Source organism: Lederbergia lenta NBRC 16444, assembly GCF_001591545.1.
GTDB classification, from domain to species: Bacteria; Bacillota; Bacilli; order Bacillales; family Bacillaceae_C; genus Lederbergia; species Lederbergia lenta.
This window is the reverse complement of the sequence record NZ_BCVC01000001.1, coordinates 797,613-812,816: the sequence shown is the minus strand read 5'-3', so window position 1 is coordinate 812,816 and position 15,204 is coordinate 797,613. Positions and strand designations below refer to the sequence as shown.

Below are 15,204 nucleotides of genomic sequence, written 5' to 3'. Positions count from 1 at the left end.
CCACTTCCTATGGCAACGTCGAGGGACCCGCATCATGCGGGCCCAGTTTGTAGGTCGATGATCAGACGCTTCCGCTATTCTTTATTTAACTTGTATTTCGTTCATTGCTGCATAGGCACCAATTAGCTTGGCTAGGTGTGTCATTTGTGATAGTCTGTTTTCTTTTAATTTTTCTTGTTCAGCCATTACCATTGTGTGGTCGAAATAGGCTGAGATGGCCGGTTGCAACGATGCTAATGCCTCAAGACGTTCTGCCGGTTTCAATTTTGATACGGATGTTTCTTGAAGTGTTTGCCATTTTTGGTATAGTGTCTCTTCATATTCATTTTCAAATAATGACGTATCCACTATGATTCCTTCTCGCCCTTTACTTGCAATGTTTAACACGCGAGAAAATGATTCAATCGTTTCTTTAAACGTTTCATCATTTTTCATTGTTTCCAATGCTTTGGCTCTTCCAACTATATCAGGAACACTATTAAATTCGCCCTCAAGCACAGATTCGACTATATCATGTCTAATTCCTTCAGCTTGCAACATAAATTTTAATCTTAGCTTGATAAACTGGCGCAGTTGTTGAAAAAGATCTTCCTTAACTTCCAAACTATTACGTGCAATTGTAATAGCTTTTTTAAGCAAATCAGTTAATGAGACATTCCAATCTTTCTCTAATAAAATGTGAATAATCCCAGTTGCCTGTCTCCGCAATGCGTAAGGATCTTGAGAACCAGTAGGAATTAAACCAATCGCAAAAGATGTGACAATAGAATCTAACTTATCCGCAATACTTACTAGAGAACCAATTGTAGCAGTTGGTACTGCATCATCTGCATGACGTGGTTGATAATGCTCATTCACTGCTTTAGCTACTTCAGGATGTTCCCCCTGCTGCAAAGCATACTTCTCGCCCATAATTCCTTGTAATTCCGGAAATTCATTTACCATGTTTGTAACAAGGTCGAATTTACTTATCTCTGCCGCTCTATCTGTTTGTTGCCTTAATTCATCAGGCATGTCGATCATTATTGCAAGTTCTGCTGCAATCTTGCGAATTCTTTTTACTTTTTCTGCCAGTGTACCAATTTTCTCATGATAAATAATCGCCTCTAATTTCGGCAACACTTGTTCAATTTGCATTTTTTGATCTTCTTTATAAAAGAAATCAGCATCTGCTAATCTTGCTTTTAACACTTTTTCATTTCCTCTAGTGACTGTTTCAAGATGATACTCATTACCATTTCGCACACCAATAAAATTAGGCAATAATGCACCTGTCTCATCTTTTACTGGAAAATATCGTTGATGTGCTTTCATTGAAGTAATAAGTACTTCTTCAGGTAAATGAAGAAATTCTTCATTAAAAGTTCCAGCAAAAACTGTTGGATATTCAACTAAGTTCGTCACTTCAGACATAAGTTCATCATCTTCAGGAATGACCCATTTTTTATTATTGCTTAAATCTTCTATTTGATCTTTAATCATTTGCATTCTTTTTTGATAATCAACTATAACGTATTGATTTTGCAATAATTTTTCGTAATCTATTGGTTCAGATATTTCTATTTCTTCTCCAAGAAAACGATGCCCATCTGTTTTTGCACTAGCCTGGATATTCGCTACCGAAAAAGGAATGATTTCATGGCCAAATAATGCAACTATCCACCTAATTGGACGAAGAAAGCGAAGATCCTTATTCCCCCAACGCATACTGTTCGGAAAATGAAGAGTTTTAATCATATCGGCCAACTCTGGCAATAGGGCGATTGTATCTTCCCCTTTAGTAAACTTTTTCACATAAGCATATTCTACACCCTTTAATTCTTTAAAAAAGATCTCTTCTGCTGATACACCTTGAGAACGACTAAAGCCAATGGCAGCCTTTGACCATTCCCCTTCTTGATCGAGTGCTACCTTCTTCGCTGGACCCTTTGCCTCTTCCTCGACATCCTTTTGGGACACCGCCACATCCTGAACCAATACGGCTAGCCTTCTTGGAGTGGAAAAAACTTTGATATCCCCGTGTTCAATTCTTTTCCCCTCTAACCATGTCAGCATCTTTTTTTCAAGATTCTCAATAGCATCAAGAATAAATCTTGCAGGCATTTCTTCTATTCCGATCTCAAGTAATAAATCTTGATTATTCATGATCGTTTTCCTCCTTCGCTTGCGCTTTTAAAATTGGAAAACCAAGCTTTTCCCTTTCATCGTAAAATGTTTTTGCCACTTGACGAGCCATTTTTCTCATTCTACCTATATAAGCAGTTCTTTCTGTTACAGAGACAGCTCCTTTTGCATCAAGCAAATTGAATACATGCGAACATTTTAAAATATAATCATAAGCAGGGTGAACTAATCCTGCTTCCATTTGTTTTTTTGATTCTGCTTCATATGTATTAAACAGATTTAATAGCATATCTTGATCAGAGGTCTCAAAAGCATATTTAGAATGCTCATATTCAGGTTGATAAAAAATATCTCTAATAGTAAACCCTTCTGTCCATTCCAAATCAAACACATTCTCTTTATCTTGAATATAAGATGCTAACCTTTCAATCCCGTATGTTAATTCCACTGAAACTGGCTTACACTCAAGGCCCCCCACTTGCTGAAAATAAGTGAATTGTGTTACTTCCATGCCGTCAAGCCATACTTCCCATCCTAAACCTGCACATCCAAGTGATGGGTTCTCCCAGTTATCTTCGACGAAACGAATATCATGCTCAAGCGGATCGATTCCAATCACACGCAGAGAATCTAAATACATTTCTTGAATGTTTTCAGGAGAAGGTTTCATAATCACTTGAAATTGATGATGCTGATATAACCGATTAGGGTTTTCTCCATATCGTCCGTCCGCAGGTCGCCGCGACGGTTCAACATAAGCAACATTCCACGGCTCAGGACCAATTGCTCGTAGAAATGTAAAAGGACTCATAGTTCCTGCACCTTTTTCTACATCATACGCTTGCATTAGAATACATCCATAGTCTGACCAATGCTTCTGTAACGCCAAAATCATTTCTTGAATATTCATTACTGACCACCCTTTCCTTTGTATGTTCGATAAGCCCTAACGCCTTTTTCTAAAAAATCGGTTATGGCAACAAAAAAACTCTCGTCCCTATGCCTATTATAATAAGCATAGGGACGAGAGTTTACCCGCGGTTCCACCCTATTTGCCGTATATGAACGGCCGACTTTCATTCATATTGCTCCAGAATGCCTTCCTTGTCCTTCCATCCTCCGGCTCTCACTACCCCGGGGTCGCTTTGCATGGTATTGAACGAGTACTTTTTTCCTTCTTCACAATGTATTTGATTTGTGTTCCTATACAAAAAAATAGCCGATCTAAGATGATTTGTCAATACCAATCATCTACAGCTTACCTTTGAGATTATCTAATTGATCTAGGAAACGCTTCGATTTAAGTTGTAAACCTGAGAATTCATCATAATATAAAGAGATAATATTCTTCAATTCTTTCTTCGTTTCAGGCTTGACTGAAATAGTTCCTAACCTTTGAATATCAAAGAAATAGAAAAGCCTTAATAATTTTACCGCTCTTTGTGACAGCGGCATAAAATGCGGATCTTTGTCAAAACATTGATGGCAAATTAGACCATTTTCTTTTATCGAAAACCCAAATTCAGCTTCCGTATTTCCACATATGACACACTTCTGCATTTCCGGATATAGACCTAAAACACTCAACATCTTCATTTCAAAAATGTGCGTAACAATATCTGGGTCATGCCCCTCATTTATATATTGTAATGTTTGAGAAAGAAGCTCAAATAAAAATGGATTGCTTTCTTTTTCATCTGTACTTTTATCAAGTAAATCCACTATATAAGCAGCATAAGCAGTCTTAAAGATATCTTCTCTTATTGCTCTTAAGGACGCAATCATTTCCGCTTGCTGTATAGTTCCTAATCCACGCCCAGATTGAATGAGAAAAAAACCATATGTAAAGAGCTGGGAAGCTCCAGCAAGACGGCTACTTGGCTTTTTGGCTCCTCTAGCCATACCTGCAATTTTCCCAGCTTCTCTAGTATAAATAACAACAATTTTATGTGATTCACCATAATCGGTTGTTCTAATAACGATACCCTCATATTTTTGTAACATCTTAGCGCCTCCCCCTTTTTAAGCGTGTTCGCAATTTGGGGTAGAAAGGAATGATTTTAAGTAACAGGATAATCTATTTCACTTGCATTATCCATATACGGCAGAATACTTATATGCTCCTCTTTTTCAAGTTCCTTCAGAAGTAAGTAGGTATCTACATTACCCGTTTCTTTAAAAACTTTCCATGTGAATTCATACATTTTAATCCCGCCTTTCCATGTGTTTGAACTATTTCATCTTACATGTTTACTTTTTCCTTAAGGACAGGGACAATACAACGTAAAATTTGGTTAATTATATAAAATTCAATAGTGTTTTAACTGAAGGTGTAGCAATGAAGCCGTTTGGAGATACTAATGAACGATTACTTTTCTGTAATTACCTATTTAATACTCATCTTCTTTAAAGCCAAAGTCTCTTATGTGGGATGCTTTATTTCTCCAATCTTTTTGCACCTTTACCCACAGCTCTAGATAGACTTTTGTGCCAAGTAAATTTTCAATATCTAATCGTGCACGTTGACCTATTTCTTTCAGCATTTTACCTTGTTTACCAATTACAATTCCTTTTTGGGAATTACGTTCAACAATAATTGTTGCCATTACGTGGACCATATCTTTATCTGTTTTTTGTTCCATTTTATCTATTAAGACTGCGATAGAATGTGGTATTTCTTCCCTCGTCAGATGTAAAGCCTTTTCCCTAATTAATTCAGAAACAATAAATCGTTCAGGGTGGTCAGTAATCTGATCTGCTGGATAATATTGAGGGCCCTTCGGTAATTGTACTAGAATTTGTTCGAGTAACCGATCCACATTATTCCCTTCCAACGCCGAGATCGGGATCACTTCCGTAAAATTATATTTTTCTTTATATTGTTCGATTAACGGAAACAATTCATCGGGCTGAATCTGATCGATTTTATTAATTACAAGATAGACAGGTGTAGAAAGTCCCTGCATTTTTTCAATAATAAACTCATCGCCACGGCCAAAACCTTCTGTTGCATTGATCATAAAAAGAACTAAATCCACCTCTTTTAAGGTGTTGATAGCAATTTTCATCATAAAATCGCCTAATTTATGTTTTGGTTTGTGAATACCAGGTGTATCAATAAATATCATTTGTGCTTCATTCGTTGTAAGCACGCCTTGAACCTTGTTTCTTGTTGTTTGCGGTTTATCACTCATAATCGCGATCTTTTGACCAATCACTCGATTCAAAAACGTAGATTTCCCTACATTCGGTCTCCCGATAATGGAAATAAAACCTGATTTAAATGGTTGTTCATTTGCGTTATTCATGTAAATCCTCCGGTGAAAAAGCAAAAGGTAATAATGCTTCTACTGTTATTTCTTTTATTTCTCCCTTACCATTAGATAGCAACACTCTCATATCTTTTGGGCATAACTCAGCAATCACTTGCCTGCATGCTCCACATGGTGGAACAGGACGTTTCGTATCCGCGGTAACTGCTAACATAGAGAATTCGGTTTCTCCTTCAGAAATTGCTTTAAATATAGCTGTACGTTCCGCACAATTGCAAACACTATAAGCCGCATTCTCAATATTACAGCCGTGATAAACCCTTCCTGCTCTTGTCAACAAGGCAGCCCCAACTGGAAATTGTGAGTATGGTACATATGCATTGTTTCTAGCTTGTTCCGCTTCTTGGATTAATTCTTCTGCACGCATTCTTTGTTTCTCCTTCGACTTCATATTTTCATTTTACTACATTTTGAAGAAAAAGTTATCGAATACCGAAAAGATTTTTGATAATTTAAACTTCGGGTGGAATTTTTTATTATTTAGTCTGTTAGATCATTTTATCCTACTCATGCACCATATTCAAATTCTGCACCATAAAAAAAACCACCTTAAAGGCAGTATTTTTTCATCGAGACAGAATCTCTGTATAAAACATGTAATTTTTACCACAAAGCTAAAAGTTTTGGTCCTAATATGATCAAACCAATGATAGCAGCCATGATCGCATATAGAAGCACTGCTGTGGCAGCAATGTCTTTCGCCTGTTTTGCCAATGGATTTATGTCAAGTGTAATAAGATCAACTACACGTTCTACAGCTGAATTAACAAGCTCAAGTACCAAAACCCCAAAAATAGATATAATAATAAAAAGCCACTCTAATCTACTAATATTAAGGTAATTAGCTATTATAATAATAAGAATGGCGATTATCATGTGAATACGAAAGTTTCTTTCATGAATTATCACATGTTTTAAACCTTGAAAAGCATATTTGAAAGAAGCTGCAAGCCGACGTCCAAATAAAGTTTGTTTATCTTTCAAGGCCATAACCGTCAAGAATCATTTTTTGCCTAGAAAACATTTTCTTTTCATCTTCCTTATTTATATGATCATACCCTAATAAATGTAATAATCCATGAACAGCTAGGAATCCAAGTTCGCGGATGAAAGTATGTTCATACATATCAGCTTGCTCTTCTGCTCTTTCTATAGAAATAATAATGTCTCCTAGCATACGAGGAATCCCTTCTCCCTTGATGATTATTTCTCCCTCACCAAGCTCCTCCATAGCGAATGAGATAACATCCGTTGGTTCGTCTTTCCCACGGTACATTTTATTAATTTCTTGTATTTCTGAATTCGTTACAATCGTTACAGATACTTCACTATCTTCTTCTACACCCTCTTTTTGTGCAGCGTAATTTAAAATTCCTTCTATCATTTTCACATGTTCTTTATCTAGCTTATCCGTTTCATCGATAATATCAATTTGTAGCATTACCATTCACCACCTTTTTTTGCTTAAAATCAGGATACTCTATTCTCGAATGAAATATTCCATTTAATATCTCGCAAAATGTCTTATTTACCAATTCTATTTCCTTTAATGTAAGATCGCATTCGTTAAACTGTCTATCCACTAGTCGGTCTTGAGAAATATTTTGTACTAATGCCCGGATTTCTTCAGATGTCGGTTGATTCATAGAACGAACAGCCGCTTCCACACTGTCAGCAAGGCTTATTATAGCCGCCTCTTTTGTTTGGGGTTTAGGGCCTGGATATCTAAAGTCTTTTTCACTCACATTCTCATTTTCCTCTTTAGCTTTAAAAAAGAAAAATTTCAATAGAGTTGTTCCGTGGTGTTGTTCTGCAATATCAATAATTTCTTTTGGCATCTTATGCTTTTTTAATTCTGCTGCTCCATCAGTAACATGTGCTATTATAATATCTTTACTTGTATCAGGCGGAAGGCGATCATGCGGGTTTTCAATATTTATTTGATTCTCTATAAAGAAGTGTGGCCTCTTTGTTTTTCCTACATCGTGATAATAGCAAGCGACCCTGGCTAGTAACCCATTTGCGCCAATTACTTCACATGCTGATTCCGCTAGATTGGCGACCATCACACTATGATGATATGTTCCGGGTGCTTCTGTCAATATTTTTTTTAATAGCGGGTGGTTTGGACTTGAAAGCTCAATTAATCTGATGGTTGACAACATACCAAAGCCTGCCTCGAAAAAAGGAAGAAGACCAATCGTCAAAATGGCTGATACAAGGCCTGATACCACTGCAAATAAAACGTAATAAGTATATTCTATTAAGGTGAATTGTCCACTCCCAATTAATTGCAAGAAAAAAACAAGTAATATATTTACTACAGAGATAAATAATCCTGCACGTAAAATTTGGGTTCTTTCATTTCGCCCAGATAAAAATAACACGCCTGCTAAACCACTAAATAATATATACACGGCAATTTCCACATCTATCGTACCGGAAATACCATCATGAAAGACAATACTTCCGCAAGCAGCCATTAAAATAGTCATAATGAGTGCAAAACGCTCATTAATTAAAATTTTTATTAGCATCGGAGCCATAGCAGCAGGAAAGATATAAGCGATTTCATATAGATTTACATCTTCCATTAGCCCAATTATTTTCATAATTATTAAAGAGCAAATAAAAATTAAACTAACTAGTAACAAATAATTTTGTTTTTTCTCTTCTGTTTCTTGTACTCTGGAAAAATGAATATATAACGTTCCAATTGCTATAACGACGAAGATAGCCAGTCCAATTAAAGGTTTTGGTGTAGGATTACTTTTTAGTAAACCTAACATTTCTAATTGTCTATATGTTTCCCTGTCAATTAAGTGACCCTCTTGAACAATAATTTGTCCTTGTAGAATCTTTACAGGCTCTACATCTTGCATCGCTTGTTTTTTTCTCTCTTCTGTAAGTTCCGCATCGAATAAATCATTGGGTACGATAGCGTATTGACCTAATTGTAATGCCGCCTCTTCGACTGAAGCGGGAAATTTCGCAGTTTTCATTTGATCCACGAATCGTTCTTTCATTTTTGCAAGCTGTTCTTCACGGATTCTTTCATTCATTAATTGTTCTACATTAGAAATTAAGGTTTCTTTTGTATTTTCAAGCACAGATATATCGGCCTGCAATAAAGCAGTTAACGTTTCAACAGAAATAGAATCCGTAATATCTTCAGAAACATTTTCTGTTAATTTAGTCTTTAATAATTTTAATCTTGGCTCAATGGTAGCAACAGGATCCTCTTTAGTTTGTTTTTTCCCCTCTTTTACTTGATCAAGCTCATGATTCGTATCTTTAACAAAATCGAATATGGATGTTAATAACAATACTCTATTTTGAGCCATTTCCTTTTTCATTACATAAACGCTTTCTACTTCTTCGGCAGCGTTTTCTTTTTCTTCTTGCGTTTTGTCTTCATCTTCCACTGTTTTAGGTGCACGAATGGTATTTTCCGCTATCGAAAATAGTTCCATATCGTACGTGATAGGTTTAACATTATGATACAAAACTCCAAACAATAAGATTGCTAATACACCGTAGATAATTGAAGTAAATACTTTATAATTTAATATTTTTCGGATTTTACTTATATATTGTTGGAAATCCATCTAACTCCCCCTACTCCCATCATTACCGAAATAATTCACTTATGTTAGATGATAGCAGTTTTTTCTACAGAATACATCCGTATTTTTACATTTTTTAAAAAGCATAGAAATACCCGGAGCTCATTGTCCGGGTATTTTGTCAATCCGCTCGTATGCTTCAATAATGCGTGCTACAAGAGGATGCCGTACTACATCATTATGGGTTAGGTGAATAAAAGAAACACCGGATACGCCATTTAAAATCGACTCAGCTGCAACTAGGCCTGATCTTGCACCTTTAGGTAAGTCAACTTGTGTAGAATCTCCTGTTATCACCATTTTCGATCCGAATCCAAGTCTAGTTAGAAACATCTTCATTTGTGCTTGTGTAGTATTTTGCGCTTCGTCTAAAATAACAAAAGCATCATCTAAAGTCCTCCCCCTCATATATGCGAGCGGGGCAATCTCTATTGTCTCTCTTTCAATAAGTCTTTGGGTATGTTCAGCTCCAAGGACATCATGAAGAGCATCATATAACGGACGTAAATATGGATCAACCTTTTCCTTTAGATCTCCCGGTAAAAACCCAAGACTTTCACCAGCTTCGACAGCTGGTCTAGTCAAAATGATTTTACTGATTTGATTTTTCTTCAAAGCATTCACTGCCATAACAACTGCAAGGTAGGTTTTCCCAGTACCAGCTGGTCCAACCCCAAATACAAGGTCTTTCTTTTTAATTGCATCAATATATTGGCGTTGTCCTAATGTTTTGATGCGAATTGCTTTCCCTTTTATGTTACGAGCAATCTCTTCTTCGAACAACTCAGAAAAGTATTCTATCTTATCCTGCTTGGCCAATTGCACAGCATACACTACATCACGTTCATTAATATGGATTCCATTTCGAATAACACGAATTAACTGTTTCAATGTCTCTAATGTCATAATAACCGAGGATGTCTCCCCAGTGATGTTCACTGTTTCTCCACGGGTTACAATCGCTACATCAAATTCTTTTTCTAACAATTTCAAATTAACATCTGCATTTCCAAATAAAGTGAATGCCTCATCAGCATTTTCTAACTCAATTTTTTGAGAATCTAATTCTTCTGTCATGCGCTAGTCTCCTTGAATAATTGCTTTTTCTTCCGCAATATTTTCAACCACTTGGAAGTTTATTGATAGTTTAACTTTACCATTCTCTACTTCTTCATGCAAAATATATTCTTTATCCAGAGTGGCATCTTCAGGAATATTTATTCTCAAGTCTTTCCTTGCTAATTCTTTCGCAGCTTCTTTCGCTTCCTTGTTCGTTAATGATCGTTGAATTTCTTCTTTATCTCGAAGTGTTTTCTCTATATACTTTACAGGGAGTTCCCACCCTAAAAAATGCAAAGAATGATCTTCTTTTTCTATATCATAGTCCTTGAAATCGATCTTTCCAAATCCCCACACAGGTATATTTAACTTACCTACTGTTAAGGAATGGACCCTTTTTTCTTTACCACTATATACTTGAAAGGAAGACTCTAACGGAAACTCTACTTTTGAATTATACCAGGTGAGCCCCCATACTTCGCCTTCAGCTGGAACATTCACCTCTTTTTCTTCCGTTCCAATCGTACCAGAGACAAGTAGTTGACCCTTTTCCACGTATTGATTGATTTTTACGAGCGCTTTTCCTTTTTCAACGAACATATGTGAAATAATTGCTTTTTTCTTAGCCACAAGATGACCTGGACTTTTTTCATCTTTTAGTTCTGGTTCCGTCTTTTGAACCACTTTAAAATGAAAGGTTGTCCCTTTTAAGTTTACACCAATCCAAGTTAGATTCTCAATCCTATTTGATAGCTCTTTTTGTATCTTTTTAGGATCATTATTTAAAAAGTGCAAGGCTCCAACTTTCACACCAATTGCATCTAATTCTTTGCGAATTTTATACTCTGTTTCAGGGTTAGCCCCCTCAATTTCAATACCCCAAGTGACATTAGACAAGAACAGTACTAAGATAAAGGAAAGGAGGAGACCTAAAACAAATCCACTATTTTTTTTAGTTCGCTTCCATAAAAATGGCATGCCTTCTCCACGCATAAAGGAAATTTGACAGTCAAATTCGCGAGCAATTTTCCTCAAAGTATGTAAATCATATAGTGAAATATAAAATATGAGCTCTTTATTCGTTTTCTTTTTTAATTTCCACAAGAAGACATTCGAGCGAGCAAGTTTATTAATTAAAAGCTCTAATCCATCTCCTTGTGCTTTTACTAAAATCCTGCCAGAAAAGAATGTAAACCAATGATTTTTCAACCGACTCATCTCCTATTCATTTAAATAAAGAACTTCTTCTATTTTTCCTTCCAATAATAATTCTTCTGGCAGAATCGTTTTAATTACGAATGAATCACCTTTAATAAGCAACTGCCCTTGTTTTAGCAACAGCCGCAGCTCACTATCAGTAAAGGTAAGGAGGCCTTTGTGATTTTCTATATAAATATGCAGTTGACCGACCATTGTCACCCGTGGTAAATCCATCATGACGTCCTCAGGAAGGTCCATTCTTGTTGTCACCCATTTTCGCAAGCGATGAGTCCACTTTTTGGCCATAAAAAAGAACCCCCTTTCCTCTCATATGTATGAGGGGAAAGAGGGTTTCATCACATATATTTACATATTAGCTTAATATCTTCGACGATATGGTTTCTTGGAACGTGGAGCTCCTAAAACCTCTGCCATTATAATTCCATTTAAAATATCCTTAGATTGGAAAGCTGACATACCTTCTTTTCGTTTTTCATCCAAATTACTTGAATGAACTACTTGAACCTGCGCAACTTTTAAACGATGGGCTTCTTCTTTCTTCTTCAATTCTTCCATTTGTAGTGTCATTTCTTCCTGTTTACTTTTAATTTTCGGTTTTGCTTTAGTAAACATGGCCTCTGCCACTTCCTCCAATCTTTTAGATGGAGTAGGCTCAGCTTGTGTTACAGGAGCCACAGGTGAACGAGCAATATCTCTACGCTGTTCTTCGTGCCTATGCACCGGTTGAGCCGTCTGCTTTCTTTGTACCGGACGTTGCTGCTGTTCTGAAGGTTTTTCTTTCTTCCTATTAAGAACCAAGCTTATAATTCCAATGATAAGAAACAGTAAAAATTGTTCCAAAGGAGTTACCCCCTTTCTTCGCTTAAATAAATTTTTACTCTAATTTATTGTCTTTATCCGTTTTTGTCATACGACCAATGGAATCGCGCATATCTGTATCAGCATCAATATTTTGTAAAGAGAAATAGTCCATTACACCTAAATTTCCTGCTTTTAATGCTTCTGCCATCGCTTGTGGTACTTCCGCTTCCGCTTCAACCACTTTTGCTCTCATTTCTTCTACTTTCGCCTTCATCTCCTGCTCATTAGCAACAGCCATTGCTCTTCTTTCTTCTGCTTTTGCTTGAGCAATCTTCTTATCTGCTTCCGCTTGATCTGTTTGCAATTGAGCCCCAATGTTTTTACCGATGTCCACATCTGCAATATCGATCGAGAGAATTTCGAAAGCTGTACCAGCATCAAGTCCTTTCGACAGGACTGTGCGGGAGATAGAATCTGGGTTCTCAAGTACTTTTTTGTGTGTATCACTAGAACCGATCGTTGAAATGACCCCTTCACCTACACGCGCGATGACTGTGTCTTCTCCAGCACCACCGACAAGACGTTCAATGTTAGCCCGAACTGTGATTCGTGCTTTTGCTTTCACTTCAATCCCATCCATTGCCACACCTGCGATAAACGGTGTTTCAATAACCTTAGGGTTAACACTCATTTGAACAGCTTCAAGCACATCACGACCTGCAAGGTCAATAGCAGCTGCACGTTCAAATGTTAATGCAATATTCGCACGTTGAGCCGCAATAAGCGCATTGACAACCCTGTCTACATTACCACCTGCTAAATAATGACTTTCCAATTGAGGGGTTGAAACATTAATTCCAGCTTTATGCGCTTTAATAAGTGGGTTGATCACACGATTAGGAATAACTCTTCTTAATCTCATTCCAATCAGGGAAAATATCCCCACTCTAACACCTGCTGAAATCGCAGAAATCCACAGTCCAACTGGTACAAATGTAAATAGTACCGCTAGGACAATAATGCCAATTACAATTGCTACTAATAAAAAAACTGTTTCCGGACCTATAACCATACTCATTTCCTCCTTTATATCAAGGCAAATCTATTATATTTCGCGAACAACAATGCGAGAGCCTTCTACCTTTACAACTTTAACTGCTATATCTTTTTCAATAAAACCACCTTCTGCTACAACATCAAGTCGTTCATCGTCTACGTTAACTGTACCAGATGGCCTAAGAGCTGTCACTGTAATTCCTTCACGCCCAATCAACTCTAGTCGATTGACATTTGAAACATAGCCACTTTCTGTGCTTGTTGAATCAGTTAAAATGAGTCGTTTGAATATATTCATACGTTTACCAAACACCTTTACCATTATAATGATTGATACCGAAGCTAAAAATAAGGCGATAATGATAGAAATTGCCATATGGACTACATTTCCACCAGCCATTAATATACTGCCGATGACTGCCACCACCCCAAGAAGCCCGGCAATTCCTCCTGGGAGAAAAAACTCTGCTACAATAAGAATAACCCCGAGAATGAACAGAATCATTGATTCGTATCCTGCTAGACCTGCAGCATAATGTCCATAAAAGAATAGAAGCAGTGCACTAATTCCCATTCCACCTGGCAAACCAAATCCTGGGGAATATAATTCTAATACTAGACCAAGACTTGCAATGGATAATAGGATTGGAACCACGACTGGGTTGGTGATAAGTCTTGCGAATGATTCCGCAAATGTTGATTTAACAGTTTGAAAATTAGCATCAGGGTATCCAAGCCTTTCGAGCAATTCGTCCATATTCTTTACAGTACCTTCTGAATATCCTACTTTTAAAGCCTGATCAGAACTTAATGTTAATAAATCTCCCTTTGCTTTCAATTCCGGTAAATCTATATCGCCTTTTGCCATTGCTTTAGCAATATCAGGATCACGGCCACTTTGCTTCGCAGCAGCCTCCATTGCTGCAAGCCACATACTTTCTGCTTTTTCACCAGCAGTGTTCCCTTGTTGGTTAATAACTGCAGACGCGCCCATAACAGCATTAGGAGTCATATAAATCTCATCTGTGTGCAAAGCAATATACGAGCCTGCAGAAATAGCCCAAGAGTTAACAAATGTGACAGTTTTCACATCAGTTTTAGTAATGCGGTTTCCAATATCTCGTGCTGCATCTACTGCACCACCTGGCGTATTCATATCGAATATAATTAAATCAGCATTATTTTCCTCTGCAGTTCTTATTGCCCTATCAAGATATGCATTCAATCCTTTTTCAACATCATCTTTAATCGGTATTACATATACATTAGCTTCATCACCACTAGCTTGAACCGGCAACAAGGATATTAAGCCTGCTGCGAGTATACAGATGACAACCAATAGTTTTCTCATTCGACCCCCTCCTCTCTCGAAATATATGTATTAGTATTACGTTCAAAAGATGTAAAGGTTTCAATTAATTTTGATACATTAACATTATTATAGCTGATTTCCATCTAAAACACTCATTATTACTCTTCATTTATAAATGTGAAAAAGCCGATAAGCGTGTGCTTACCGGCTTGTTAACTGCTAATTATGATAGATGCCTTTGTACAAGGCTACTTACTAGAGATCCGTCTGCCTTGCCTTTAACTTTCGGCATTAGTACAGTCATCACTTTTCCCATATCAATTTTTGTTGATGCTCCAGTTTCTGCAATTGTCTCGAGGACTACAGCTTCCACTTCTGCCTCAGTAATTTGATTAGGTAAATAATAATCTACATAAGCAAGTTCAGTTTGAATTTTATGAACAAGATCTTCACGACCTGCGTTTTCAAATTCCTGGAGGGAGTCTTTGCGTTGCTTTACTTCGCGAGAAAGGACTGTCAACTCATCTTCTTCCGATAAAACTTGCTTGCCAAGCTTAATAGATTCATTTTGCATGGCTGCTTTTAACATTCGAACGACAGAGAGCTTTTCTTTTTCTTTGTTTTTCATCGCATATTTCATATCTTCATTTAAACGCTCAAGAAGACTCATTTG

General features: G+C 36.9%; 16 protein-coding genes. All 16 read right to left on the bottom strand.

The genetic code is table 11. The features are described from left to right. Positions 1-81: 81 nt before the first annotated feature. The 16 genes from glyS to BLE01S_RS03600 all read right to left on the bottom strand — a co-directional run bounded on the left by glyS (position 82) and on the right by BLE01S_RS03600 (position 15,201). The gene (gene glyS / locus BLE01S_RS03670) at positions 82-2,145 is read right to left on the bottom strand and encodes a glycine--tRNA ligase subunit beta (protein ID WP_066137406.1); all 2,064 of its coding nucleotides are present in this window, start codon (positions 2,143-2,145) and stop codon (positions 82-84) included. After that, entirely contained in the window at positions 2,138-3,034 is an 897-nt protein-coding gene (glyQ, locus tag BLE01S_RS03665) for a glycine--tRNA ligase subunit alpha (protein WP_066137405.1), read from the bottom strand. Before glyQ ends, glyS begins: the two co-directional genes overlap by 8 nt. Positions 3,035-3,375: 341 nt before the next feature. Further along, positions 3,376-4,128 carry a DNA repair protein RecO gene (gene recO / locus BLE01S_RS03660; RefSeq protein WP_066137404.1) on the bottom strand — a complete coding sequence of 251 codons (753 nt, stop codon included), beginning with the start codon at positions 4,126-4,128 and terminating at the stop codon, positions 3,376-3,378. Between the two features lie 56 nt (positions 4,129-4,184). Next, on the bottom strand, positions 4,185-4,328 hold the full coding sequence (locus BLE01S_RS20305) for a YqzL family protein (protein ID WP_082788573.1): 144 nt from the start codon (positions 4,326-4,328) through the stop codon (positions 4,185-4,187). A 186-nt stretch (positions 4,329-4,514) separates the two neighbouring features. Next, positions 4,515-5,432 carry a GTPase Era gene (era, locus tag BLE01S_RS03655; protein WP_066137403.1) on the bottom strand — a complete coding sequence of 306 codons (918 nt, stop codon included), beginning with the start codon at positions 5,430-5,432 and terminating at the stop codon, positions 4,515-4,517. Further along, on the bottom strand, positions 5,425-5,847 hold the full coding sequence (locus tag BLE01S_RS03650; RefSeq protein WP_274379894.1) for a cytidine deaminase: 423 nt from the start codon (positions 5,845-5,847) through the stop codon (positions 5,425-5,427). The genes era and BLE01S_RS03650 overlap by 8 nt, the downstream gene beginning before the upstream one ends. Before the next feature lie 212 nt (positions 5,848-6,059). Then, entirely contained in the window at positions 6,060-6,440 is a 381-nt protein-coding gene (locus tag BLE01S_RS03645; protein WP_231955912.1) for a diacylglycerol kinase family protein, read from the bottom strand. Beyond that, a complete protein-coding gene (ybeY, locus tag BLE01S_RS03640) occupies positions 6,430-6,897 on the bottom strand; it encodes an rRNA maturation RNase YbeY (RefSeq protein WP_066137395.1) in 468 nt (155 codons plus the stop codon). Before ybeY ends, BLE01S_RS03645 begins: the two co-directional genes overlap by 11 nt. Next, entirely contained in the window at positions 6,884-9,064 is a 2,181-nt protein-coding gene (locus tag BLE01S_RS03635) for an HD family phosphohydrolase (RefSeq protein WP_066137393.1), read from the bottom strand. Before BLE01S_RS03635 ends, ybeY begins: the two co-directional genes overlap by 14 nt. Positions 9,065-9,184: 120 nt before the next feature. Further along, positions 9,185-10,159: a PhoH family protein gene (locus BLE01S_RS03630; RefSeq protein ID WP_066137391.1), complete on the bottom strand. Its 975-nt coding sequence runs from the start codon at positions 10,157-10,159 to the stop codon at positions 9,185-9,187. Between the two features lie 3 nt (positions 10,160-10,162). After that, complete coding sequence (gene yqfD, locus BLE01S_RS03625; protein ID WP_326255679.1) at positions 10,163-11,359, bottom strand: sporulation protein YqfD; 1,197 nt, start codon at positions 11,357-11,359, stop codon at positions 10,163-10,165. Positions 11,360-11,362: 3 nt separating this feature from the next. Next, positions 11,363-11,647, bottom strand: a complete 285-nt coding sequence (yqfC, locus tag BLE01S_RS03620) for a sporulation protein YqfC (RefSeq protein ID WP_066137388.1) — start codon at positions 11,645-11,647, stop codon at positions 11,363-11,365. A 72-nt stretch (positions 11,648-11,719) separates the two neighbouring features. Beyond that, the gene (locus BLE01S_RS03615; protein WP_066137386.1) at positions 11,720-12,202 is read right to left on the bottom strand and encodes a YqfB family membrane protein; all 483 of its coding nucleotides are present in this window, start codon (positions 12,200-12,202) and stop codon (positions 11,720-11,722) included. Positions 12,203-12,236: 34 nt separating this feature from the next. Then, positions 12,237-13,235, bottom strand: coding sequence for a flotillin-like protein FloA (gene floA, locus BLE01S_RS03610; RefSeq protein WP_066137384.1), 999 nt, complete (start codon positions 13,233-13,235; stop codon positions 12,237-12,239). A gap of 33 nt (positions 13,236-13,268) precedes the next feature. Further along, on the bottom strand, positions 13,269-14,570 hold the full coding sequence (locus BLE01S_RS03605) for an NfeD family protein (RefSeq protein ID WP_066137382.1): 1,302 nt from the start codon (positions 14,568-14,570) through the stop codon (positions 13,269-13,271). Between the two features lie 184 nt (positions 14,571-14,754). Continuing rightward, the gene (locus BLE01S_RS03600) at positions 14,755-15,201 is read right to left on the bottom strand and encodes a GatB/YqeY domain-containing protein (RefSeq protein WP_066137380.1); all 447 of its coding nucleotides are present in this window, start codon (positions 15,199-15,201) and stop codon (positions 14,755-14,757) included. Between the last annotated feature and the right edge of the window lie 3 nt (positions 15,202-15,204).

What these genes read in the sequence shown, in the direction of transcription:
- yqfD (WP_326255679.1), bottom strand. Translation starts at nt 11,359, where the DNA reads ATGAGTCGGTTGAAAAATCATTGGTTTACATTCTTTTCTGGCAGGATT.
- era (WP_066137403.1), bottom strand. Translation starts at nt 5,432, where the DNA reads ATGAATAACGCAAATGAACAACCATTTAAATCAGGTTTTATTTCCATT.
- BLE01S_RS20305 (WP_082788573.1), bottom strand. Translation starts at nt 4,328, where the DNA reads ATGTATGAATTCACATGGAAAGTTTTTAAAGAAACGGGTAATGTAGAT.
- yqfC (WP_066137388.1), bottom strand. Translation starts at nt 11,647, where the DNA reads ATGGCCAAAAAGTGGACTCATCGCTTGCGAAAATGGGTGACAACAAGA.
- recO (WP_066137404.1), bottom strand. Translation starts at nt 4,128, where the DNA reads ATGTTACAAAAATATGAGGGTATCGTTATTAGAACAACCGATTATGGT.
- glyS (WP_066137406.1), bottom strand. Translation starts at nt 2,145, where the DNA reads ATGAATAATCAAGATTTATTACTTGAGATCGGAATAGAAGAAATGCCT.
- ybeY (WP_066137395.1), bottom strand. Translation starts at nt 6,897, where the DNA reads ATGCTACAAATTGATATTATCGATGAAACGGATAAGCTAGATAAAGAA.
- BLE01S_RS03630 (WP_066137391.1), bottom strand. Translation starts at nt 10,159, where the DNA reads ATGACAGAAGAATTAGATTCTCAAAAAATTGAGTTAGAAAATGCTGAT.
- floA (WP_066137384.1), bottom strand. Translation starts at nt 13,235, where the DNA reads ATGGTTATAGGTCCGGAAACAGTTTTTTTATTAGTAGCAATTGTAATT.
- BLE01S_RS03650 (WP_274379894.1), bottom strand. Translation starts at nt 5,847, where the DNA reads ATGAAGTCGAAGGAGAAACAAAGAATGCGTGCAGAAGAATTAATCCAA.
- glyQ (WP_066137405.1), bottom strand. Translation starts at nt 3,034, where the DNA reads ATGAATATTCAAGAAATGATTTTGGCGTTACAGAAGCATTGGTCAGAC.
- BLE01S_RS03605 (WP_066137382.1), bottom strand. Translation starts at nt 14,570, where the DNA reads ATGAGAAAACTATTGGTTGTCATCTGTATACTCGCAGCAGGCTTAATA.
- BLE01S_RS03600 (WP_066137380.1), bottom strand. Translation starts at nt 15,201, where the DNA reads ATGAGTCTTCTTGAGCGTTTAAATGAAGATATGAAATATGCGATGAAA.
- BLE01S_RS03635 (WP_066137393.1), bottom strand. Translation starts at nt 9,064, where the DNA reads ATGGATTTCCAACAATATATAAGTAAAATCCGAAAAATATTAAATTAT.